Annotated in this window: 11 protein-coding genes and 1 pseudogene; 10 read left to right on the top strand and 2 right to left on the bottom strand. The window is 66.7% G+C overall.

Annotated features, from left to right (window positions below; translation table 11 throughout):
* Nucleotides 1-79: 79 nt before the first annotated feature.
* The gene (gene recG, locus L5014_RS14085; protein WP_238464354.1) at nt 80-2536 is read right to left on the bottom strand and encodes an ATP-dependent DNA helicase RecG; all 2457 of its coding nucleotides are present in this window, start codon (nt 2534-2536) and stop codon (nt 80-82) included.
* A 285-nt stretch (nt 2537-2821) separates the two neighbouring features.
* Between recG and queA the strand changes: the two genes are divergently transcribed.
* The 5 genes from queA (at nt 2822) to secF (ending at nt 8960) form a co-directional block, all read left to right on the top strand.
* Complete coding sequence (gene queA / locus L5014_RS14080) at nt 2822-3883, top strand: tRNA preQ1(34) S-adenosylmethionine ribosyltransferase-isomerase QueA (protein WP_238464353.1); 1062 nt, start codon at nt 2822-2824, stop codon at nt 3881-3883.
* 106 nt (nt 3884-3989) lie between these two features.
* Complete coding sequence (gene tgt, locus L5014_RS14075; RefSeq protein ID WP_238464352.1) at nt 3990-5201, top strand: tRNA guanosine(34) transglycosylase Tgt; 1212 nt, start codon at nt 3990-3992, stop codon at nt 5199-5201.
* Nucleotides 5202-5441: 240 nt separating this feature from the next.
* The gene (gene yajC / locus L5014_RS14070) at nt 5442-5771 is read left to right on the top strand and encodes a preprotein translocase subunit YajC (RefSeq protein ID WP_238464351.1); all 330 of its coding nucleotides are present in this window, start codon (nt 5442-5444) and stop codon (nt 5769-5771) included.
* 153 nt (nt 5772-5924) lie between these two features.
* Complete coding sequence (secD, locus tag L5014_RS14065) at nt 5925-7994, top strand: protein translocase subunit SecD (RefSeq protein WP_238464350.1); 2070 nt, start codon at nt 5925-5927, stop codon at nt 7992-7994.
* A 15-nt stretch (nt 7995-8009) separates the two neighbouring features.
* Complete coding sequence (secF, locus tag L5014_RS14060; RefSeq protein ID WP_238464349.1) at nt 8010-8960, top strand: protein translocase subunit SecF; 951 nt, start codon at nt 8010-8012, stop codon at nt 8958-8960.
* Nucleotides 8961-9133: 173 nt separating this feature from the next.
* Here secF and L5014_RS14055 read toward each other — a convergent pair whose 3' ends face one another.
* Nucleotides 9134-9676 carry a YceI family protein gene (locus L5014_RS14055; protein ID WP_238464398.1) on the bottom strand — a complete coding sequence of 181 codons (543 nt, stop codon included), beginning with the start codon at nt 9674-9676 and terminating at the stop codon, nt 9134-9136.
* Between the two features lie 563 nt (nt 9677-10239).
* Between L5014_RS14055 and L5014_RS14050 the strand changes: the two are divergent.
* From L5014_RS14050 to L5014_RS14030, 5 genes and pseudogenes are all read left to right on the top strand, one after another.
* Nucleotides 10240-10837 (top strand): annotated as a pseudogene (locus L5014_RS14050) (paraquat-inducible protein A); the annotation flags it as partial.
* Nucleotides 10838-11338: 501 nt separating this feature from the next.
* Nucleotides 11339-12001, top strand: coding sequence for a paraquat-inducible protein A (locus L5014_RS14045; protein ID WP_238464348.1), 663 nt, complete (start codon nt 11339-11341; stop codon nt 11999-12001).
* Nucleotides 11994-13661 carry a PqiB family protein gene (locus L5014_RS14040; protein ID WP_238464347.1) on the top strand — a complete coding sequence of 556 codons (1668 nt, stop codon included), beginning with the start codon at nt 11994-11996 and terminating at the stop codon, nt 13659-13661. Before L5014_RS14045 ends, L5014_RS14040 begins: the two co-directional genes overlap by 8 nt.
* Nucleotides 13658-14401, top strand: a complete 744-nt coding sequence (locus tag L5014_RS14035) for a PqiC family protein (protein WP_238464346.1) — start codon at nt 13658-13660, stop codon at nt 14399-14401. The genes L5014_RS14040 and L5014_RS14035 overlap by 4 nt, the downstream gene beginning before the upstream one ends.
* A 231-nt stretch (nt 14402-14632) precedes the next feature.
* Nucleotides 14633-15967 carry a THUMP domain-containing class I SAM-dependent RNA methyltransferase gene (locus L5014_RS14030; protein WP_238464345.1) on the top strand — a complete coding sequence of 445 codons (1335 nt, stop codon included), beginning with the start codon at nt 14633-14635 and terminating at the stop codon, nt 15965-15967.
* The last annotated feature ends 48 nt before the right edge of the window (nt 15968-16015 follow it).

Genomic DNA, 16015 nt, shown 5'->3' with positions numbered 1-16015 from the left:
CACGAATGCGAAATTTGCGCGGACGGGGGGAAATCGGGCGGGCTCGCGCACGCTACCGGGGGTGAACGAGGAACGGGCCTTAGGCCTTCAGATACTGCTCACGCGCGCCGAGCCAGCGATTCAAATGCTGCGTGACGACGTGCGGCCATTCGCGCAGCAAGCATTCCGCCGCTTCGCGCGCGGGGTCGATCAGCCAGGCGTCGTTTTCGAGGCTCGCGAAGCGCAGCATGGCCGCGCCCGACTGACGCGCGCCAAGGAACTCGCCGGGGCCGCGAATCTCCAGGTCGCGGCGCGCGATCTCGAAGCCATCGGTGGTCTCGCGCATGGTTTGCAGACGCGCGCGCCCCGTGAGCGAGAGCGGCCCGCTATAGAGCAGCACGCACACCGAAGCCGCCGTGCCGCGCCCCACCCGCCCGCGCAACTGGTGCAGTTGCGCGAGGCCGAAGCGCTCGGCGTGCTCGATCACCATCAGCGAGGCATTGGGCACGTCGACGCCCACTTCGATCACCGTGGTCGCGACCAGCAACTGCACTTCGTTGCGCGAGAACGCGTCCATCACGGCGGCCTTGTCCGCGGACGCAAGGCGCCCGTGCACGAGCCCGACCGTGAGCTCGGGCAGCGCGGCCACGAGCGTTTCGTAAGTCTCCACCGCGGTCTGGAGTTGCAGCGTCTCGCTTTCCTCGATCAGCGGACACACCCAGTAAACCTGGCGCCCCGTGAGCGCCGCCGCGCGCACGCGCGCGATGACTTCTTCGCGGCGCGCGTCGGAAACGAGCTTGGTGAGAATGGGCGTGCGGCCGGGCGGCAGTTCGTCGATGGTGGAAACGTCGAGGTCCGCGTAATACGTCATGGCAAGCGTGCGCGGAATGGGCGTCGCGGACATCATCAACTGGTGCGGCTGGAACTCGCGCGCCGCTGTAGCCGTGTCTGTGTCTGGGTCTGAATCTGAGTCTGCGGCAGCAGCGTCCGGCGTTGTCTGTGCGGGCGGCTTCGCGTTCTGCGCCTTGGCGCGCAGCGCGAGGCGCTGCTCGACGCCGAAACGATGCTGTTCGTCGACGATCACGAGACCGAGCCGCGCGAATTCCACGGCATCCTGAATGATCGCGTGCGTGCCGATCACGAGCTGCGCCGTGCCGAGCGCCGCGGCTTCAAGCGCGGCGCGCTTTTCCTTCGCCTTGAGACTGCCCGAGAGCCAGGCCACCTGCACGCCGAGCGGTTCGAGCCAGCCGCGCAGCTTGCGCGCGTGCTGCTCCGCGAGGATTTCGGTGGGCGCCATGAGCGCAGCCTGATAGCCGGCGTCGATGGCCTGCGCGGCGGCGAGCGCGGCCACCACGGTCTTGCCGCTGCCCACATCGCCTTGCAGGAGGCGCTGCATCGGATGCGGCTGTTCGAGGTCGTGCGCAATCTCCCCTACCACGCGCTCCTGCGCCCCCGTAAGCGTGAACGGCAGCGCCGCGCGCAAGCGCGTGAGCAGCGTCGTGCTGGAATCGCGTCCGGCCACGTGGCGCGCCATCGCGGGCGCGGCGCGCGTGCGGCGCTCCTCGTGCGCGCGCTTGAGCGAGAGCTGCTGCGCGAGCAGTTCGTCGAACTTGATGCGCGTCCACGCGGGGTGCGTGCCTTCGATCAGCTCGTGCTCGTCGGCGTCGATGGGCGGATGATGCAGCGTCTTCACCGCGTCCATGAGCGCCGGCAGATTGAGCGGCGCCAGGAATTCGTGCGCGACGGCATCAGGCAGCAATTCGGGCAGCGAGGCGCGCGAGAGCGCGTTGTCGATCGCCTTGCGCAGATACGCCTGGCTCACCCCGGCCGTCGACGGATAGACCGGCGTGAGCGCCTGCGGCAGCGGCGTGTCGCCCTCCACCACACGCACGGCCGGATGCACCATCTCCATGCCGAAGAAGCCTCCGCGCACGTCGCCGCGCACGCGCAGACGCTTGCCGAGCGCCATCTGCGTGACCTGCGAGCCGTAGAAGTTCAGAAAGCGCAGATGCAGCTCGTCGCCGTTGTGGTCACGCAGCTTCACGAGCAACTGGCGGCGTGGGCGATAGGCGATCTCGTTGTCGAACACCACGCCTTCGGTCTGCGCCACGCCGCCCGGCAATAATTCGCCGATGGGCGTGAGCGTGGTTTCGTCCTCGTAGCGCATCGGCAGATGCAGCACAAGATCGATGTCGCGCGTGAGGCCGAGCTTGGCGAGGCGGTCGGCGGTTTTGGCGAGCTTGGGCTTGTCTTTTGCCGGGGCTTTTTCAGCGGCTTTTTCGGCGGACTTGCTGGTGGATTTGCTCGTGGCCTCGCCGGTGACCTTGTCGGCCGCCTTGTCGGCGGATGACTCCGTGGCAGAGCGTTTGCGCGGCGCGGCGGCTTGTGGCGCCGCAGTCTCGCCGCGCTCGACTGGCAAAGCGTCCGGGGCTTCGAGCGCCGCACCGCGCCCGCGCAAGCGTGCGCCGCCCGACGTCGCGCCGGCCGCGCGCGCGTCGTCGTGCGCTTCGCTCGCGGCTTCGGCTTCGGACATCAATCGGCTAACGGACGAGGGCATGAGCAGCTTCGCAAGTACAATATCGGCTTTCCGGCAAGGCGCAGCGCGTAACGCGCGGCAGCCCGCTCCAGTCAGGCATGTCCCAAACGGGCATGTCCCAAACGGGCACGTCCCAGACGGGCATGTCCCAGACGGGCATGTCCCGCAATCATAGCCGCTGACGGTATGCAGGCGGGCATTGCGGCCGTTTTTTGGGGCACAACCGCGAGCCATCGCTCCACGGTTCTCCTGCTCAAAAGCGCCACGCGCCGGGTCTTAAGCCGTCTTTCCGTTTCATCAGGCCGCATGTTCAAGCTTTCCGATTTCGACTTCGATCTCCCTCCCGAGCTGATCGCTCAGACCGCCCTGCCCGAGCGCAGCGCGAGCCGTCTGCTGGAGGTGGACAACAACACGCAACCCGCGCGCCTCATCGACCGCCGCTTCGCGGAACTGCCCGCATGCATCGCATCGGGCGACCTGCTCGTCTTCAACGATACCAAGGTGCTCAAAGCGCGCTTCTTCGGCCAGAAGGCCAGCGGCGGCAAGATCGAGGTGCTCGTCGAGCGCCTGACCGGCACGCGCACGGCGCTCGCGCAGATCCGCGCGAGCAAGAGCCCGGGCCCCGGCACCGTGCTGCGCCTGGCCGACGCGTTCGATGTCACCGTGGGCGAACGCGTGGAGCCGTTCTACACGCTGCATTTCCCCGACGACTGCCTCACGCTGATCGAGCAATTTGGCCGTCTGCCGCTGCCGCCCTACATCACGCACGACGCCGACGCGCACGACGAGACGCGCTACCAGACCGTATTCGCGCAAAATCCGGGCGCGGTGGCCGCGCCCACGGCGGGCCTGCATTTCGACGATGCGCTGCTCGCGCAGCTCGACGCGCAAGGCGTGGAGCGCGCCACGCTCACGCTGCACGTGGGCGCGGGCACGTTCCAGCCCGTGCGTGTGGAGAACATCGCAGAGCACACGATGCACAGCGAGTGGTATCAATTGCCGCAGTCGCTCGTCGACAAGATCGTCGCCACGCGTGCGCGCGGCGGTCGCGTGATCGCGGTGGGCACCACCTCGATGCGCGCGCTCGAAGCCGCCGCGCGCGACGCCGACCGCGAAGGCCGTCCACTGGCGGCCACGTCCGCCGAGACCGACATCTTCATCACGCCGGGCTACCCGTTGCGCGTGGTGGACCGGCTCGTTACGAACTTTCACCTGCCGAAGTCGACGCTTCTGATGCTGGTTTCGGCGTTCGCGGGCATCGAGACGATTCGCGCCGCGTACCGTCACGCGATCGAGCAGCGCTATCGCTTCTTCAGTTATGGTGACGCGATGCTGCTGACGAGAACGGAAGACGCACTCAATTCGTAAGCGCTCGTCCGCCACATTTTCCTCGCCGCTCGCGCGCGTCCATCGTGCGCGGCGGCTTTTACCGCCATTGCGCCGGACTGTTTTCCGGTAGCACAGGAGTTACTGCATGACCGACGGTCATCAAAACAACGCACGCGCCGAACACGGTGCTTATTTGGGTCAACTCGTGGGCGAACGCCCCCAAAACGGCCTCAAATTCGAGCTGCTCGGCACCGACGGCCTCGCGCGCCGCGGCCGCGTCACGCTGAACCACGGCGTAGTCGAAACGCCGATCTTCATGCCCGTGGGCACCTACGGCACGGTCAAGGCCACGCAGCCGCGCGAACTGGAAGAAATGCGCGCGCAGATCATCCTCGGCAACACCTTCCACTTGTGGCTGCGCCCGGGTCTGGAGACGATCGAGGCGCACGGCGGCCTGCATCGCTTCATGGGCTGGAACCGGCCGATCCTCACGGACTCGGGCGGCTTCCAGGTGTTCTCGCTCGGCGAGCTGCGCAAGATCTCGGAAGACGGCGTGCGCTTTGCCTCGCCCGTGAACGGCGACAAGCTGTTCCTCTCGCCCGAAGTGTCGATGCAGATCCAGAAGGTGCTGAACTCGGACATCGTCATGCAGTTCGACGAGTGCACGCCCTACGCGACCAACGGCGTGCCCACGACGCACAAGGACGCCGCCGACTCCATGCGCATGTCGATGCGCTGGGCGCAGCGCTCGATCGACGAGTTCAACCGTCTCGGCAATCCGAACGCGCTGTTCGGCATCGTGCAGGGCGGCATGTTCGAGGACCTGCGCGACGAGTCGCTCGCCGGCCTTTCGCAGATGCCGTTCCACGGCTACGCGATCGGCGGGCTTTCGGTGGGCGAGCCCAAGGAAGACATGATGCGCGTGCTCGAGCACATCGCGCCGAAGCTGCCCGCCGACAAGCCGCACTATCTGATGGGCGTGGGCACGCCCGAAGACCTGGTGGCGGGCGTGGCCTCGGGCGTCGACATGTTCGACTGCGTGATGCCCACGCGCAACGCGCGCAACGGCTGGATCTTCACGCGCTTTGGCGACATCAAGATCCGCAACGCCGTGCACCGCAACTCGCTGCGCCCGCTCGACGAGCAGTGCGGCTGCTACACCTGCCGCAACTTCACGCGCGGCTATCTGCACCATCTGCACCGCGTGGGCGAGATTCTCGGCGCACAGCTCAACACGATCCACAACCTGCACTACTACCTCGAGCTGATGAGCGAGATGCGCACGGCGATCGAGACGAAGACGTTCGCGGCGTTCCGTCAGCGTTTCGCCGAGAACCGCGCACGCGGCGTGGATTGAGGCCGGGCGCCGACATTACAATAACCTTTCGCAACAATGGCGCGGAGATGGCTTTCGGTCCGCTGGTGCCGGCCCGGTTTTTATGTGCGCGCACGCCGCACGGGGGCCGGATTCGAGATAAGCATTTGATCGGAAAGCCCATTTTGCGCCGTCGTCGCGAATCTTGCCGGTGGTAGAATAACCGGCTCGCTTTTTGATCGTACCTTTGATCGTAGTGATCGTATAAACGGAGAGACCAACGTGTCGTTCATTTCCAATGCCTTCGCCCAAGGCTCCACAGCCGGCGGCGCAGAATCGAGCCTCATGAGCTTCCTGCCGCTCATTCTGATGTTCGCCGTGCTGTACTTCATCATGATTCGTCCGCAGATGAAGCGCCAGAAGGAACACCGCAACATGCTCAGCGCCATGGCCAAGGGCGACGAAGTCATTACGAGCGGCGGCATCGTCGGCAAGGTGACCAAGGTCAGCGAAGCCTACGTGGGCGTCGAAATCGCGGACGGCACGGAAATCACCGTGCAGAAGTCGTCGGTCTCGACCATCCTGCCGAAGGGCACGATCAAGTCGCTGTAAGCCTCTAGCGATCGACCTCTCCAGGCCGCCGTACCCACGAGCGGCCTTGCGCGTCCGGCCCCGCCACTGAAACGCCCGCCAGGGGCATCATGAAGGCTTGGTCGGACGCTCGCACATCGTGCAGGCCATTCCCTTCCCCCGTTGGGCCAACCAATGAACCGTTACCCCCTCTGGAAATATGTCGTGATGCTGGTGGCGCTCGTCATCGGCCTCGTGTACACATTGCCCAATTTCTTCGGCGAAGCGCCGGCGGTCCAGGTATCGAGCGGCAAAGCCACGGTCAAGCTGGACTCGACCACGCTCGCGCAGATCGAAGCCGCGCTCCCCGCGAACAACATCAAGGCTGACGACGTCACGTTCGACAACTCGACGATGAACGCGAACATTCGCGTGCGCGTCGCCGACACGGACACGCAACTGCGCCTGAAGGACGTGCTCGCGAAGACGCTGAACCCCGACCCGAGCGATCCGAACTTCATCGTCGCGCTGAATCTGCAAAGCGCATCGCCCCGCTGGCTGACGGCGCTGCACGCGCTGCCGATGTACCTCGGTCTGGACCTGCGCGGCGGCGTGCACTTCCTGCTGCAGGTCGACATGAACGGCGCGCTCAACAAGAAGCTCGACTCCGACGCTTCGGACGCCCGCACGATCCTGCGCGACAAGAACATCCGCGACGGCGGCGTGAACCGCGTCAACCAGAGCGTCGTGATCAACTTCGCCGATCCGGCCGTGGCCGAGCAGGCGCGCAAGGTGCTCTCGAGCCAGGGCGGCGTCTCCGAGCTCGTGTGGGCCACGCAGAACGCACCCGAAGGCGGCACGCAGCTCGTCGGCACCTTCACGCCGGCCGTGAAGAAGTCGGTGCAGGACGCCGCGCTCAAGCAGAACATCACCACGCTGCATAACCGCGTGAACGAGCTCGGCGTGGCCGAGCCCGTGATCCAGCAGCAAGGCGACGACCGCATCGTGGTCGAGCTGCCGGGTGTGCAGGACACCGCGAAGGCGAAGGACATCATCGGCCGCACGGCCACGCTCGAAGCGCGTCTCGCCGACCCGAACGGCCTGCATCCGAACCCGTCCGACCCGGTGCCGCCGGGCGACGAGCTCTTCACGCAAGGCAACGTCGGCCCCGTGCTGCTGCGCAAGCAGGTGATCTTCACGGGCGACCGCATCATCGACGCCTCGGCGGGCTTCGACGAGCACAACCGCCCGTCGGTCAACATCCGCCTCGACTCGGCGGGCGGGCGCTCGGTGCGCAGCGTGTCGCGCGACAACATCGGCAAGCCGATGGCGATGGTGCTGTTCGAGAAGGGCAAGGGCGAAGTGCTCACGGTAGCCACGATCCAGTCGGAACTGGGCGACCGCTTCCAGATCACGGGCCAGCCCACGCCGCAGGCCGCCGCCGACCTCGCGCTGCTGTTGCGCGCGGGCTCGCTCGCGGCGCCGATGGACATCATCGAGGAGCGCACGGTCGGCCCGAGCCTTGGCGCGGACAACATCCGCAAGGGTTTCGACTCGGTGGTCTACGGCTTCGCCGCGATCGCCGTGTTCATGGTCTGCTACTACATGCTGTTCGGCGCGATCTCGATGATCGGCCTCTCGGTGAACCTGCTCCTGCTCGTGGCCGTGCTCTCGATGCTGCAGGCCACGCTCACGCTGCCGGGTATCGCCGCTATCGCGCTCGCGCTCGGTATGGCGATCGACGCAAACGTGCTCATCAACGAGCGCGTGCGCGAAGAACTGCGTCACGGCGCGCCGCCGCAACTGGCCATCCAGAACGGCTACGCGCACGCCTGGGCAACGATTCTCGACTCGAACGTGACCACGCTGATTGCCGGTCTCGCGCTGCTCGCGTTCGGCTCGGGCCCGGTGCGCGGCTTCGCGATCGTGCACTGCATCGGCATTCTCACCTCGATGTTCTCGGCCGTGTTCTTCTCGCGCGGTCTCGTGAATCTCTGGTACGGCGGCAAGAAGAAGCTCAAGTCGCTGGCCGTGGGTCAGGTGTGGCGTCCGGAGCCGGAAGCGGGTACGAACTCGGGTGCGCCCGCACTGAGCGCGTCCGACGCCGACACCGACCTGGGCCGCGCCATGGCCTCGTCGACGAAGCCTCGCGAAACCGAAAAGGCCGCGGCGAAAACCGGCGCCAAGGGCACCGCGCGCGCCAAACCGGTCGTGCGCCGCCGGAACAACCCAGGCGACCCCGGCACCCCGGGCTCGTCGCGCTGATACGGAGTCAAGAACATGGAATTTTTCCGCATCCGCAAAGACATCCCGTTCATGAAACACGCGTTGATCTTCAACGCGATTTCCTTCATCACGTTCATCGCGGCGGTGTTCTTCCTGTTTCACCGCGGCCTGCATCTGTCGATCGAATTCACGGGCGGCACGGTCATCGAGGTCCAGTATCCGCAGGCGGTCCCGCTCGAACCCGTGCGCGATTCGCTCGCGAAGATCGGCTACGGCGACGCCCAGGTCCAGAACTTCGGCACCTCGCGCGACGTGCTGATCCGCCTGCCGATCAAGCAGGGCCTCTCCTCGGCGCAGCAAAGCGATCAGGTGATGTCCACGCTCAAGGCCCAGGATGCGCAGGTGCAGTTGCAGCGCGTGGAGTTCGTCGGACCGCAGGTCGGCAAGGAGCTCGCCACCGACGGCCTGATGGCGCTCGCGTGCGTGGTCGCCGGCATCATCATCTATCTGTCGTTCCGCTTCGAGTGGAAGTACGCCGTGGCCGGCGTGATAGCGAACCTGCACGACGTGGTGATCATTCTGGGCTTCTTCGCGTTCTTCCAGTGGGAGTTCTCGCTTTCCGTGCTCGCGGCGGTGCTCGCGGTGCTCGGCTACTCGGTGAACGAGTCGGTGGTTATCTTCGACCGGATTCGTGAGACCTTCAGACGCGAGCGCAAGATGACTGTCATGGAAGTCATCAACCACGCGATCACGAGCACGATGTCGCGAACCATCATCACCCACGGCTGTACGGAAATGATGGTGCTCTCGATGTTCTTCTTCGGCGGCCCGACGCTGCACTACTTCGCGCTCGCGCTGACGGTGGGTATCCTGTTCGGTATCTACTCGTCGGTGTTCGTGGCCGCGGCGATTGCGATGTGGCTCGGCGTGAAGCGCGAGGACCTCGTCAAGGAAAAGAAAGAGCAGCACGATCCGAACGATCCGAACGCGGGCGCCCAGGTTTAAGGCGCCAGGTTCGCTCGAACGCAATCGAACGCAATCAAGCGAAAAAGCCGGTTCTCGCGAACCGGCTTTTTTTTCGTGTGGCGTCGGCTTGCGGTATCCGCTCAAACTCATCGCAATTCGTGACGACTCGTGGCAACGCCGCGAGACAACCGCGCCGCCGCACGCGTTGCCCGCTACTTGTGCGCGATGACGATGTGAAACTTGACCAGCACTTCATCCGCAACGACCGAGGTGTCCTTCCACTCGCCCGTGCCAATGCCGAACCCGAGCCGCTGAACGGGCAGCGTGCCGTCGAAGGTCTGCGTCGCGCCCTGCTGCGTGAGCACGACGGGCACCACGACGGGTTGCGTATGCCCCTTGATCGTCAGGTTGCCGTTCACGCTGTACTGGTTCGATCCAGTCGACATGATCGACGTGGAAACGAATGTGGCCTGCGGATACGCCTTCGCGTCGAACCATTCGGGACCGCGCACCGAATTGTTGTAGCTCGCGTCGCCGAGATCGTAGCTGCCGGTATCGACCGTCAGGCGCGCCATGCCCGCCGCCGGCTTCGCCGGATCGAAGCTGATCTGCGCGTCGAACTTCGTGAAGCGGCCCTCCACGGGCACGCCCATTTGCCGCGAGATCGCCACGAGCGTACTCTTGCCCGCGTCCATTTGCGCCCAGGCCGCGCCACTCGCCACCAGCATGGCCGGCGCGACGAGCGCGGCCCGCATGAGCGCCACCCCCGCTCTGGCCAAGCGCGGCCGGCTTCCAGTCAAACGCGCGAGTGCGCTCAATGCTTCCATGGTCTTCCCCAACCCGGGCGCCGGAACCTCCACCCATCGCACCCGCCGCCCACGCGAGCCCCCTGGAGGGATGGCCGATAACCCGGCCGCTCAGAATGAAAGATAACCTGGTGGCGCGAAGGCAAGCATCTTGAGATCGCGCATGGCGCCGCTCGCGTACCGTGGTGCACCACGGTACGCGCGGCAACGCCCGCGGCAGGAAGCCGGCTCGGTCTGAGCTAGCGCACGGCCGCTGCGCAGGTGCAGCACGCGGTTGCAGCAAACGTGGCACACTCCCACGCCGTTCGGGCTGCGAAGGCGCTGCAAAGGGGCGGCGAACGGGCTGCGATGGCGGCCCGTGCCATCGGACGCGCGGCTCGCCGCTCACTCTTTAGCGAAGGAAACACGTGCTATCGGCCTCCTTTGGTAACATGGCCGGCAGTGCCGCAGCCGGCGCGCCGCAGCGCCTGCGCCCTTCGTTCCGTTCACGTCGTTTTGCGTCTTTTGCCCGCATGGCCCTGGACAATCTGATTGCGTGTCACGAGTGCGACGCGCTCTACCACAAGCCTCGCCTGCTCGGGCGACAGAGCGCACGCTGCACGCGCTGCGGCGCCACGCTCTATAACAGCGCTTCATCGCAGCTCGATCGCATCTGCGCGATCACTGTCGCCGCGCTCGTCACGTTCGTCATCGCGCAGTCGTTTCCCATCATCGAGCTCGATGCCAATGGCATTACCTCGCACTCGAGCCTCTTCGGCGCGCTCGTGGTGCTGTGGGACGAGGGCATGGAGATCGTCGCGGTGATGGTCTTTTTCGCCACCATCCTCTGCCCGCTCACCGAGCTGGTCGCGCTGCTCTATGTGCTCCTGCCCATCCGGCGCGGCTACATTCCACCGGGATTCAATCTCGTACTCCGTACGATCCAGTTCGTGCGGCCTTGGGGCATGCTCGAAGTCTTCATGCTGGGCGTGCTCATCACCATCGTGAAGATGGTGAGCCTCGCACGCGTGATTCCGGAAACCGCGCTTTTCGCGTTCGGTGCGCTCACACTCATGGTCACCGTGGTCCTGACCTTCGACGCGCGCACGCTATGGGACGTCGCCGACGCCCTGCGCGAAAACGCGCGCGCCGCGCGCCGCGGCGGTGCGGGTCCGGCGGGCAACGGAACGGGTTCGGGCGGGCCGGGTGGGTCCGGTGGCCCGGGCGGTCCTGGTAACCTGGGCGGCTCACGTGGCTCTGGCGGCTTCGATGGCGCCGCCGGGCATGCCCTCCCCCGCGACGCAAGCGCAGCCGGCCTCGACGGTGGACTCGATATCGACCCGGAAGGTGCGCTCGACCCGGGGGTGCCCGCGGTGCTCGCCGAGGAGGCGCTCGAAGCGAGCGAAGCCGCTGGCAACGCCGACCCGGTGCCTGGCGGCATAACCCGCACAACCCGCACCAGTGGCACAACTGGCACTAGCGGCACCAGCGGCACAGCCGGCACGGCCGACACGATCAGCCCGCTCGCCAGCCCCGAAATCCGCGATCCGGACGCGCCGAAGGGGCACGGCGGCAGCGCAAACGCCCCGGGCTGGACCCCGCAATGAACACTCCGCGCACCAAGGCATCCCGATGAAATTTGTCACCGCCACCGACGCCGGCCTGATCTCCTGCCACGCCTGCGGCCACGTGCAGCCGCGCGCGCGCCAGGCCGCGCATGAGCGCTGCGGGCGCTGCAACTCGCCGATGCACGTGCGCACCCCCGACAGCCTGACGCGCACCTGGGCGCTGCTCTTTGCCGCCGCGATCCTGTACATCCCCGCGAATCTGCTGCCGGTGATGCATACGGCTTCGCTCGTCGGCGAGGAGGACGACACCATCATGAGCGGCGTCGCCTACTTCTGGACCTCGGGCGACGCACCGCTCGCGGTGATCGTCTTCATTGCGAGCATTCTCGTGCCCATGCTCAAGCTGTCCGTGCTCGCCCTGCTCTGCACGACCGCGCAGCGCCGCTCCACGTGGCGCCCGGCCGAGCGCACGAAGCTCTACCGGCTCGTCGAGTTCATCGGCCGCTGGTCGATGCTGGACGTGTTCGTGGTCACGTTGACCGTCGCGCTGGTACGCTTCCAGTCGCTTGCGGTGATTACAGCGGGGCCTGGCGCGATCGCGTTCGGCTCGGTCGTGATCCTGACGATGATCGCGTCGATGCAATTCGATCCCCGCCTCATCTGGGATCCGGTAGACGAAGATAAACAGCAACTCTCGCAACACTCTCAGGATCGCCCTCATGAATAGTCCGAAAGGACCGACCCCGCCCTCTGGCGGCGCGCCCTCCGGCGGCGCGCCTTCAGGCGGTGGCTCGTTGCCGCCCGACCTGCCCGAACCGGACATCGTCAAGCCGAGGCGCTGGCTCCCTTCGCTCGTCTGGATCGTGCCGCTCGTCGCGGCGCTGATCGGCATTGCGCTCGTGGTGAAGTCGGTGGCCTCGCGCGGCCCGACCATCACGATCAGCTTCCTCTCCGCCGACGGGCTCGAGCCGGGCAAAACCAAGGTCAAATACAAGGACGTCGATATCGGCTCGGTGCGCGCCATCAAGCTTTCGCCGAATCTCTCGCGCGTGCTGGTGACCGTGGAGCTCACCAAGGACGCCGAAAACTTCGCCAAGAAGGACAGCCATTTCTGGGTCGTGCGTGCGCGCATCGGCGCAAGCGGCGTCTCGGGCCTCGGCACGCTGCTTTCGGGCTCCTACATCGGCGCCGACGCCGGCCGCTCGGACGAAACCACGAGCGACTTCGTCGGGCTCGAAACGCCGCCCGCCGTGACCATCGACGAAAAAGGCCACCGCTACACGCTGCATAGCGACAACCTGGGCTCGCTCGACATCGGCACGCCCATTTTCTATCGGCGCATCCAGGTGGGCCAGGTGACGGGCTACTCGCTCGACAAGGACGGCAACGGGGTGACGGTGCAGGTGTTCGTGCGCTCGCCCTACGATCAGTACGTGGGTACCAACACACGCTGGTGGCACGCCAGCGGCGTGAACGTGCAGCTCGATTCGAGCGGCATCAAGATCAACACGCAATCGCTCGCGACCGTGGTGGTGGGCGGCCTCGCGTTCCAGTCGCCGCCCGGCCAGGCCATGGGCCCGCAGGCGCCCGACAACTCGACATTCACGCTCGCGGCCGACGAAACCGAAGCGATACGCGAGCCGGACGGCGCGCCGGTGCGCGTGGTGATGTACTTCAACCAGTCGCTGCGCGGCCTCTCGGTGGGCGCGCCGATCGACTTCCGCGGCATCGTGCTCGGCCAGGTGACCGACATCGGCATCGAGTACGACCAGAAGGCGCACAACTTCACGATGCCAGTGGCGATGAACCTGTATCCGCAGCGTCTGTCGCGCCGCATCCACGGCGAAGCGCCCGCACCTCATACGGCGCAAAGCCAGGAGCTGGTCAAGCGGCTCGTCGCGCGCGGCCTGCGTGGCCAGTTGCGCACCGGCAATCTGATCACGGGCCAGCTCTACGTCGCACTCGACATCTTCCCGAAGGCGCCGGCCGCGAAGGTGGATCTCGACCGCGACCCCATGCAGTTGCCGACGATTCCGAACTCGCTCGAGGAACTGCAGTTGCAGCTCGCCGACATCGCGAAGAAGCTCGACAAGATCCCGTTCGACCAGATCGGCAACAACCTGAACGACTCGCTGAAGAACGCCAACCAGTTGTTCGGCAAGGTCAACGACGAGATCCTGCCGCAGATGCGCGGCACGCTCGACGAGGCGCAGAAGACCTTCAACGCCGCGCAATCCACGCTGCAGCACGACTCTCCGCTGCAATCGGACGTGCATCAGGCGCTGCAGGAACTCACGCGCACGTTGCAATCCCTCAACGCGCTCTCCGATTATCTGGAGCGCCATCCCGAATCGCTGCTGCGCGGCAAATCAGGAGACAAGCCATGACGTTCCGCGGGCTCCCCCTGCGGCTTCCGGCAGCCTCGGCCCTTGCGGCGCTCGCCCTCGCGGCGGCGCTCGCGGGCTGCGCCTCGCCCAGCAGCCACTTCTATACGCTGAGCCCCACCGACGCGGCCAACGATGGCGCGCGCGCGGGCGTCGCCTCGACCACGGGCAATCCGGCTTTGCTCGTCGAGCTGGCGCCGGTCGACGTGCCGCAGCAAGTCGCGAAGGCTCAGCTCGTCGTGTGGGACGACGCCAACCGGGTCAAGGTGCTCGAGCAGGAACGCTGGGCCTCGCTGCCCGGCGACGAGATCCGCCGTGCGCTTTCCGGCGATCTCACGCAGCAGCTCGGCACCATCGACGTGTACGGCTCGCCGCATCCCGAGGGCGTGCCGGTCTACCGCGTGAGCGTGAAGGTCCAGCGCTTCGAATCGTGGCCGAGCTCGCATGCCCTCATCGACGCGGTCTGGAGCGTGCGCTCGCTCGACTCGCAGGCGATCATGACCTGCCGCAGCATGCTCAACGAGCCCGTCGGCGACGGATATGACGCACTCGTGGCCGGCCACCGGCGCGCGGTGGCGGCACTCTCGCAGGTCATCGCAAGCGGCGTGCGCACGCTGGCCGCCACGCCGCAGGTGAGTGCGACAGCCACGACGAAGCGTGGCGCGAAGACCTCCGGGCGCATGTCGCCCGTGACCAGCCTCGCCTGCCCGCAGCCCGTGCCAGCCGCCGCAACGGCGGGCTGACATCTCACGCGGATACTTCGACGGACGCGGCACGCCGCGTCCGGATCGAGCCTCTGCCGTTCGGCACCACACCGGAACATTGGCTCGGCTTGCAGATCCAGGGGGATCTTTGGCAAGCCCGCCAGCAGCCTCGCCCCAACATCACGCCGCTCGCGCGGCAAGCCGCCTGAAACCGCCGCGCCAAGGCGCGTACAATGGCGCCTTCCCCCCGCAGCGTCACCTCTCTTTCTCATGTCTTTCGATTTCTTTGCTCCCTGCCCGCGCGGCCTCGAAGCCCCGCTCGCCGCCGAACTGGCCGAAACCGCGCAGCGGCACCTGCCGCCCGGCGCGCTCGAGGTCGGCGCCGAAGTGCCCGGCGGCGTGCATTTTCGCGGCAACTGGGCCGGCGGCATGGCCGCAAACCTGCATTCGCGCATTGCGAGCCGCGTGCTCCTGAAGCTCGCCCAGCGGCCCTATCGCGGCGAGCAGGACATCTACGCGCTCGCGCGCGAGCAGCAGTGGGAAAAGTGGTTCTCGCCGAACGAGACGATCCGCATCGACATCACCGCGATCAAGTCGCCGCTGCGCAGCCTCGAATTCGCCACGCTGCGCGTGAAAGACGCGATTTGCGACCGTATGCGCGACAAGGCCGGCGCGCGTCCGAGCGTCGATACCGCCTACCCCGACGTGCGCGTGTTCGCCTTCCTCACCGCAAACGACTGCACGCTCTACCTCGACACCTCGGGCGAGCCGCTCTTCAAGCGTGGCTGGCGTCTGGACAAGGGCGCCGCGCCCCTGCGCGAGAACCTCGCCGCCGGCATCCTGCGCCTCACCGGCTGGACGCCCGAGATGCCCCTCTACGACCCGATGTGCGGCAGCGGCACGTTTCTCGCGGAAGCCGCGCAAGTCGCGCTCGGCATCGCGCCTGGGCTTTCGCGCAGCTTCGGCTTCGAGCGCCTGAAGCAGGCCGACGCCGCCGCGTGGCGCCATCTGAAGAGCGAAGCGAACACGGCGCGCAACGCGGCCATGAGCCACGCGCCGGAACTGCGCATCTTCGGCAGCGACATTTCCGACGTCATGCTCGAGAAGGCGCGCGCCAACTTCTCGCGCGCGGGTCTCGGCAACGTGCCGCTCAAGCAGCTCGACGCGCGCAACATGACGCCGCCCGCCGAAGGCAACGGGATCCTCGTGGCGAATCCGCCGTATGGCGAGCGTATCGAGGTGCGCGGGCGCAATGCGCGCGGCGAGGCGCGCGCGCCCCGCGAGATGCGCGACGACGATGAGGCTCAGGAAGCCTTCCGCCGCGTCCACACCGACGCGCCCGACGCCGAATTCTTCCAGGCGCTCGGCGACGCGCTCAAGCAGCGCTTCACCGGCTGGCGCGCATTCTTCCTCACCTCGGACCGCAAGCTGCCGGGCCAGTTGCGCCTGCGCGAAGCGGCCAAGACGCCGCTCTTCAACGGCGCGCTCGAATGCCGCCTGTTCCGCTTCGACCTGATCGCGGGCAGCGTGCGCCAGCGTCCCGCGAACGCCGGCCAGGATGCCGCCGCCGGCAAGGGCCCGGGCAGCGCCGACCAGAACGGCTGATCGCCATCGAGACCATGCGCTGCCAGGCGCATGGTCCACTCATGGCGG

The sequence above is a fragment of the Paraburkholderia tagetis genome, from assembly GCF_022213065.1.
GTDB classification, from domain to species: domain Bacteria; phylum Pseudomonadota; class Gammaproteobacteria; order Burkholderiales; family Burkholderiaceae; genus Paraburkholderia; species Paraburkholderia tagetis.
Note: the sequence above shows the minus strand (reverse complement) of the source record. Positions and strands in the feature narration are given on the sequence as shown.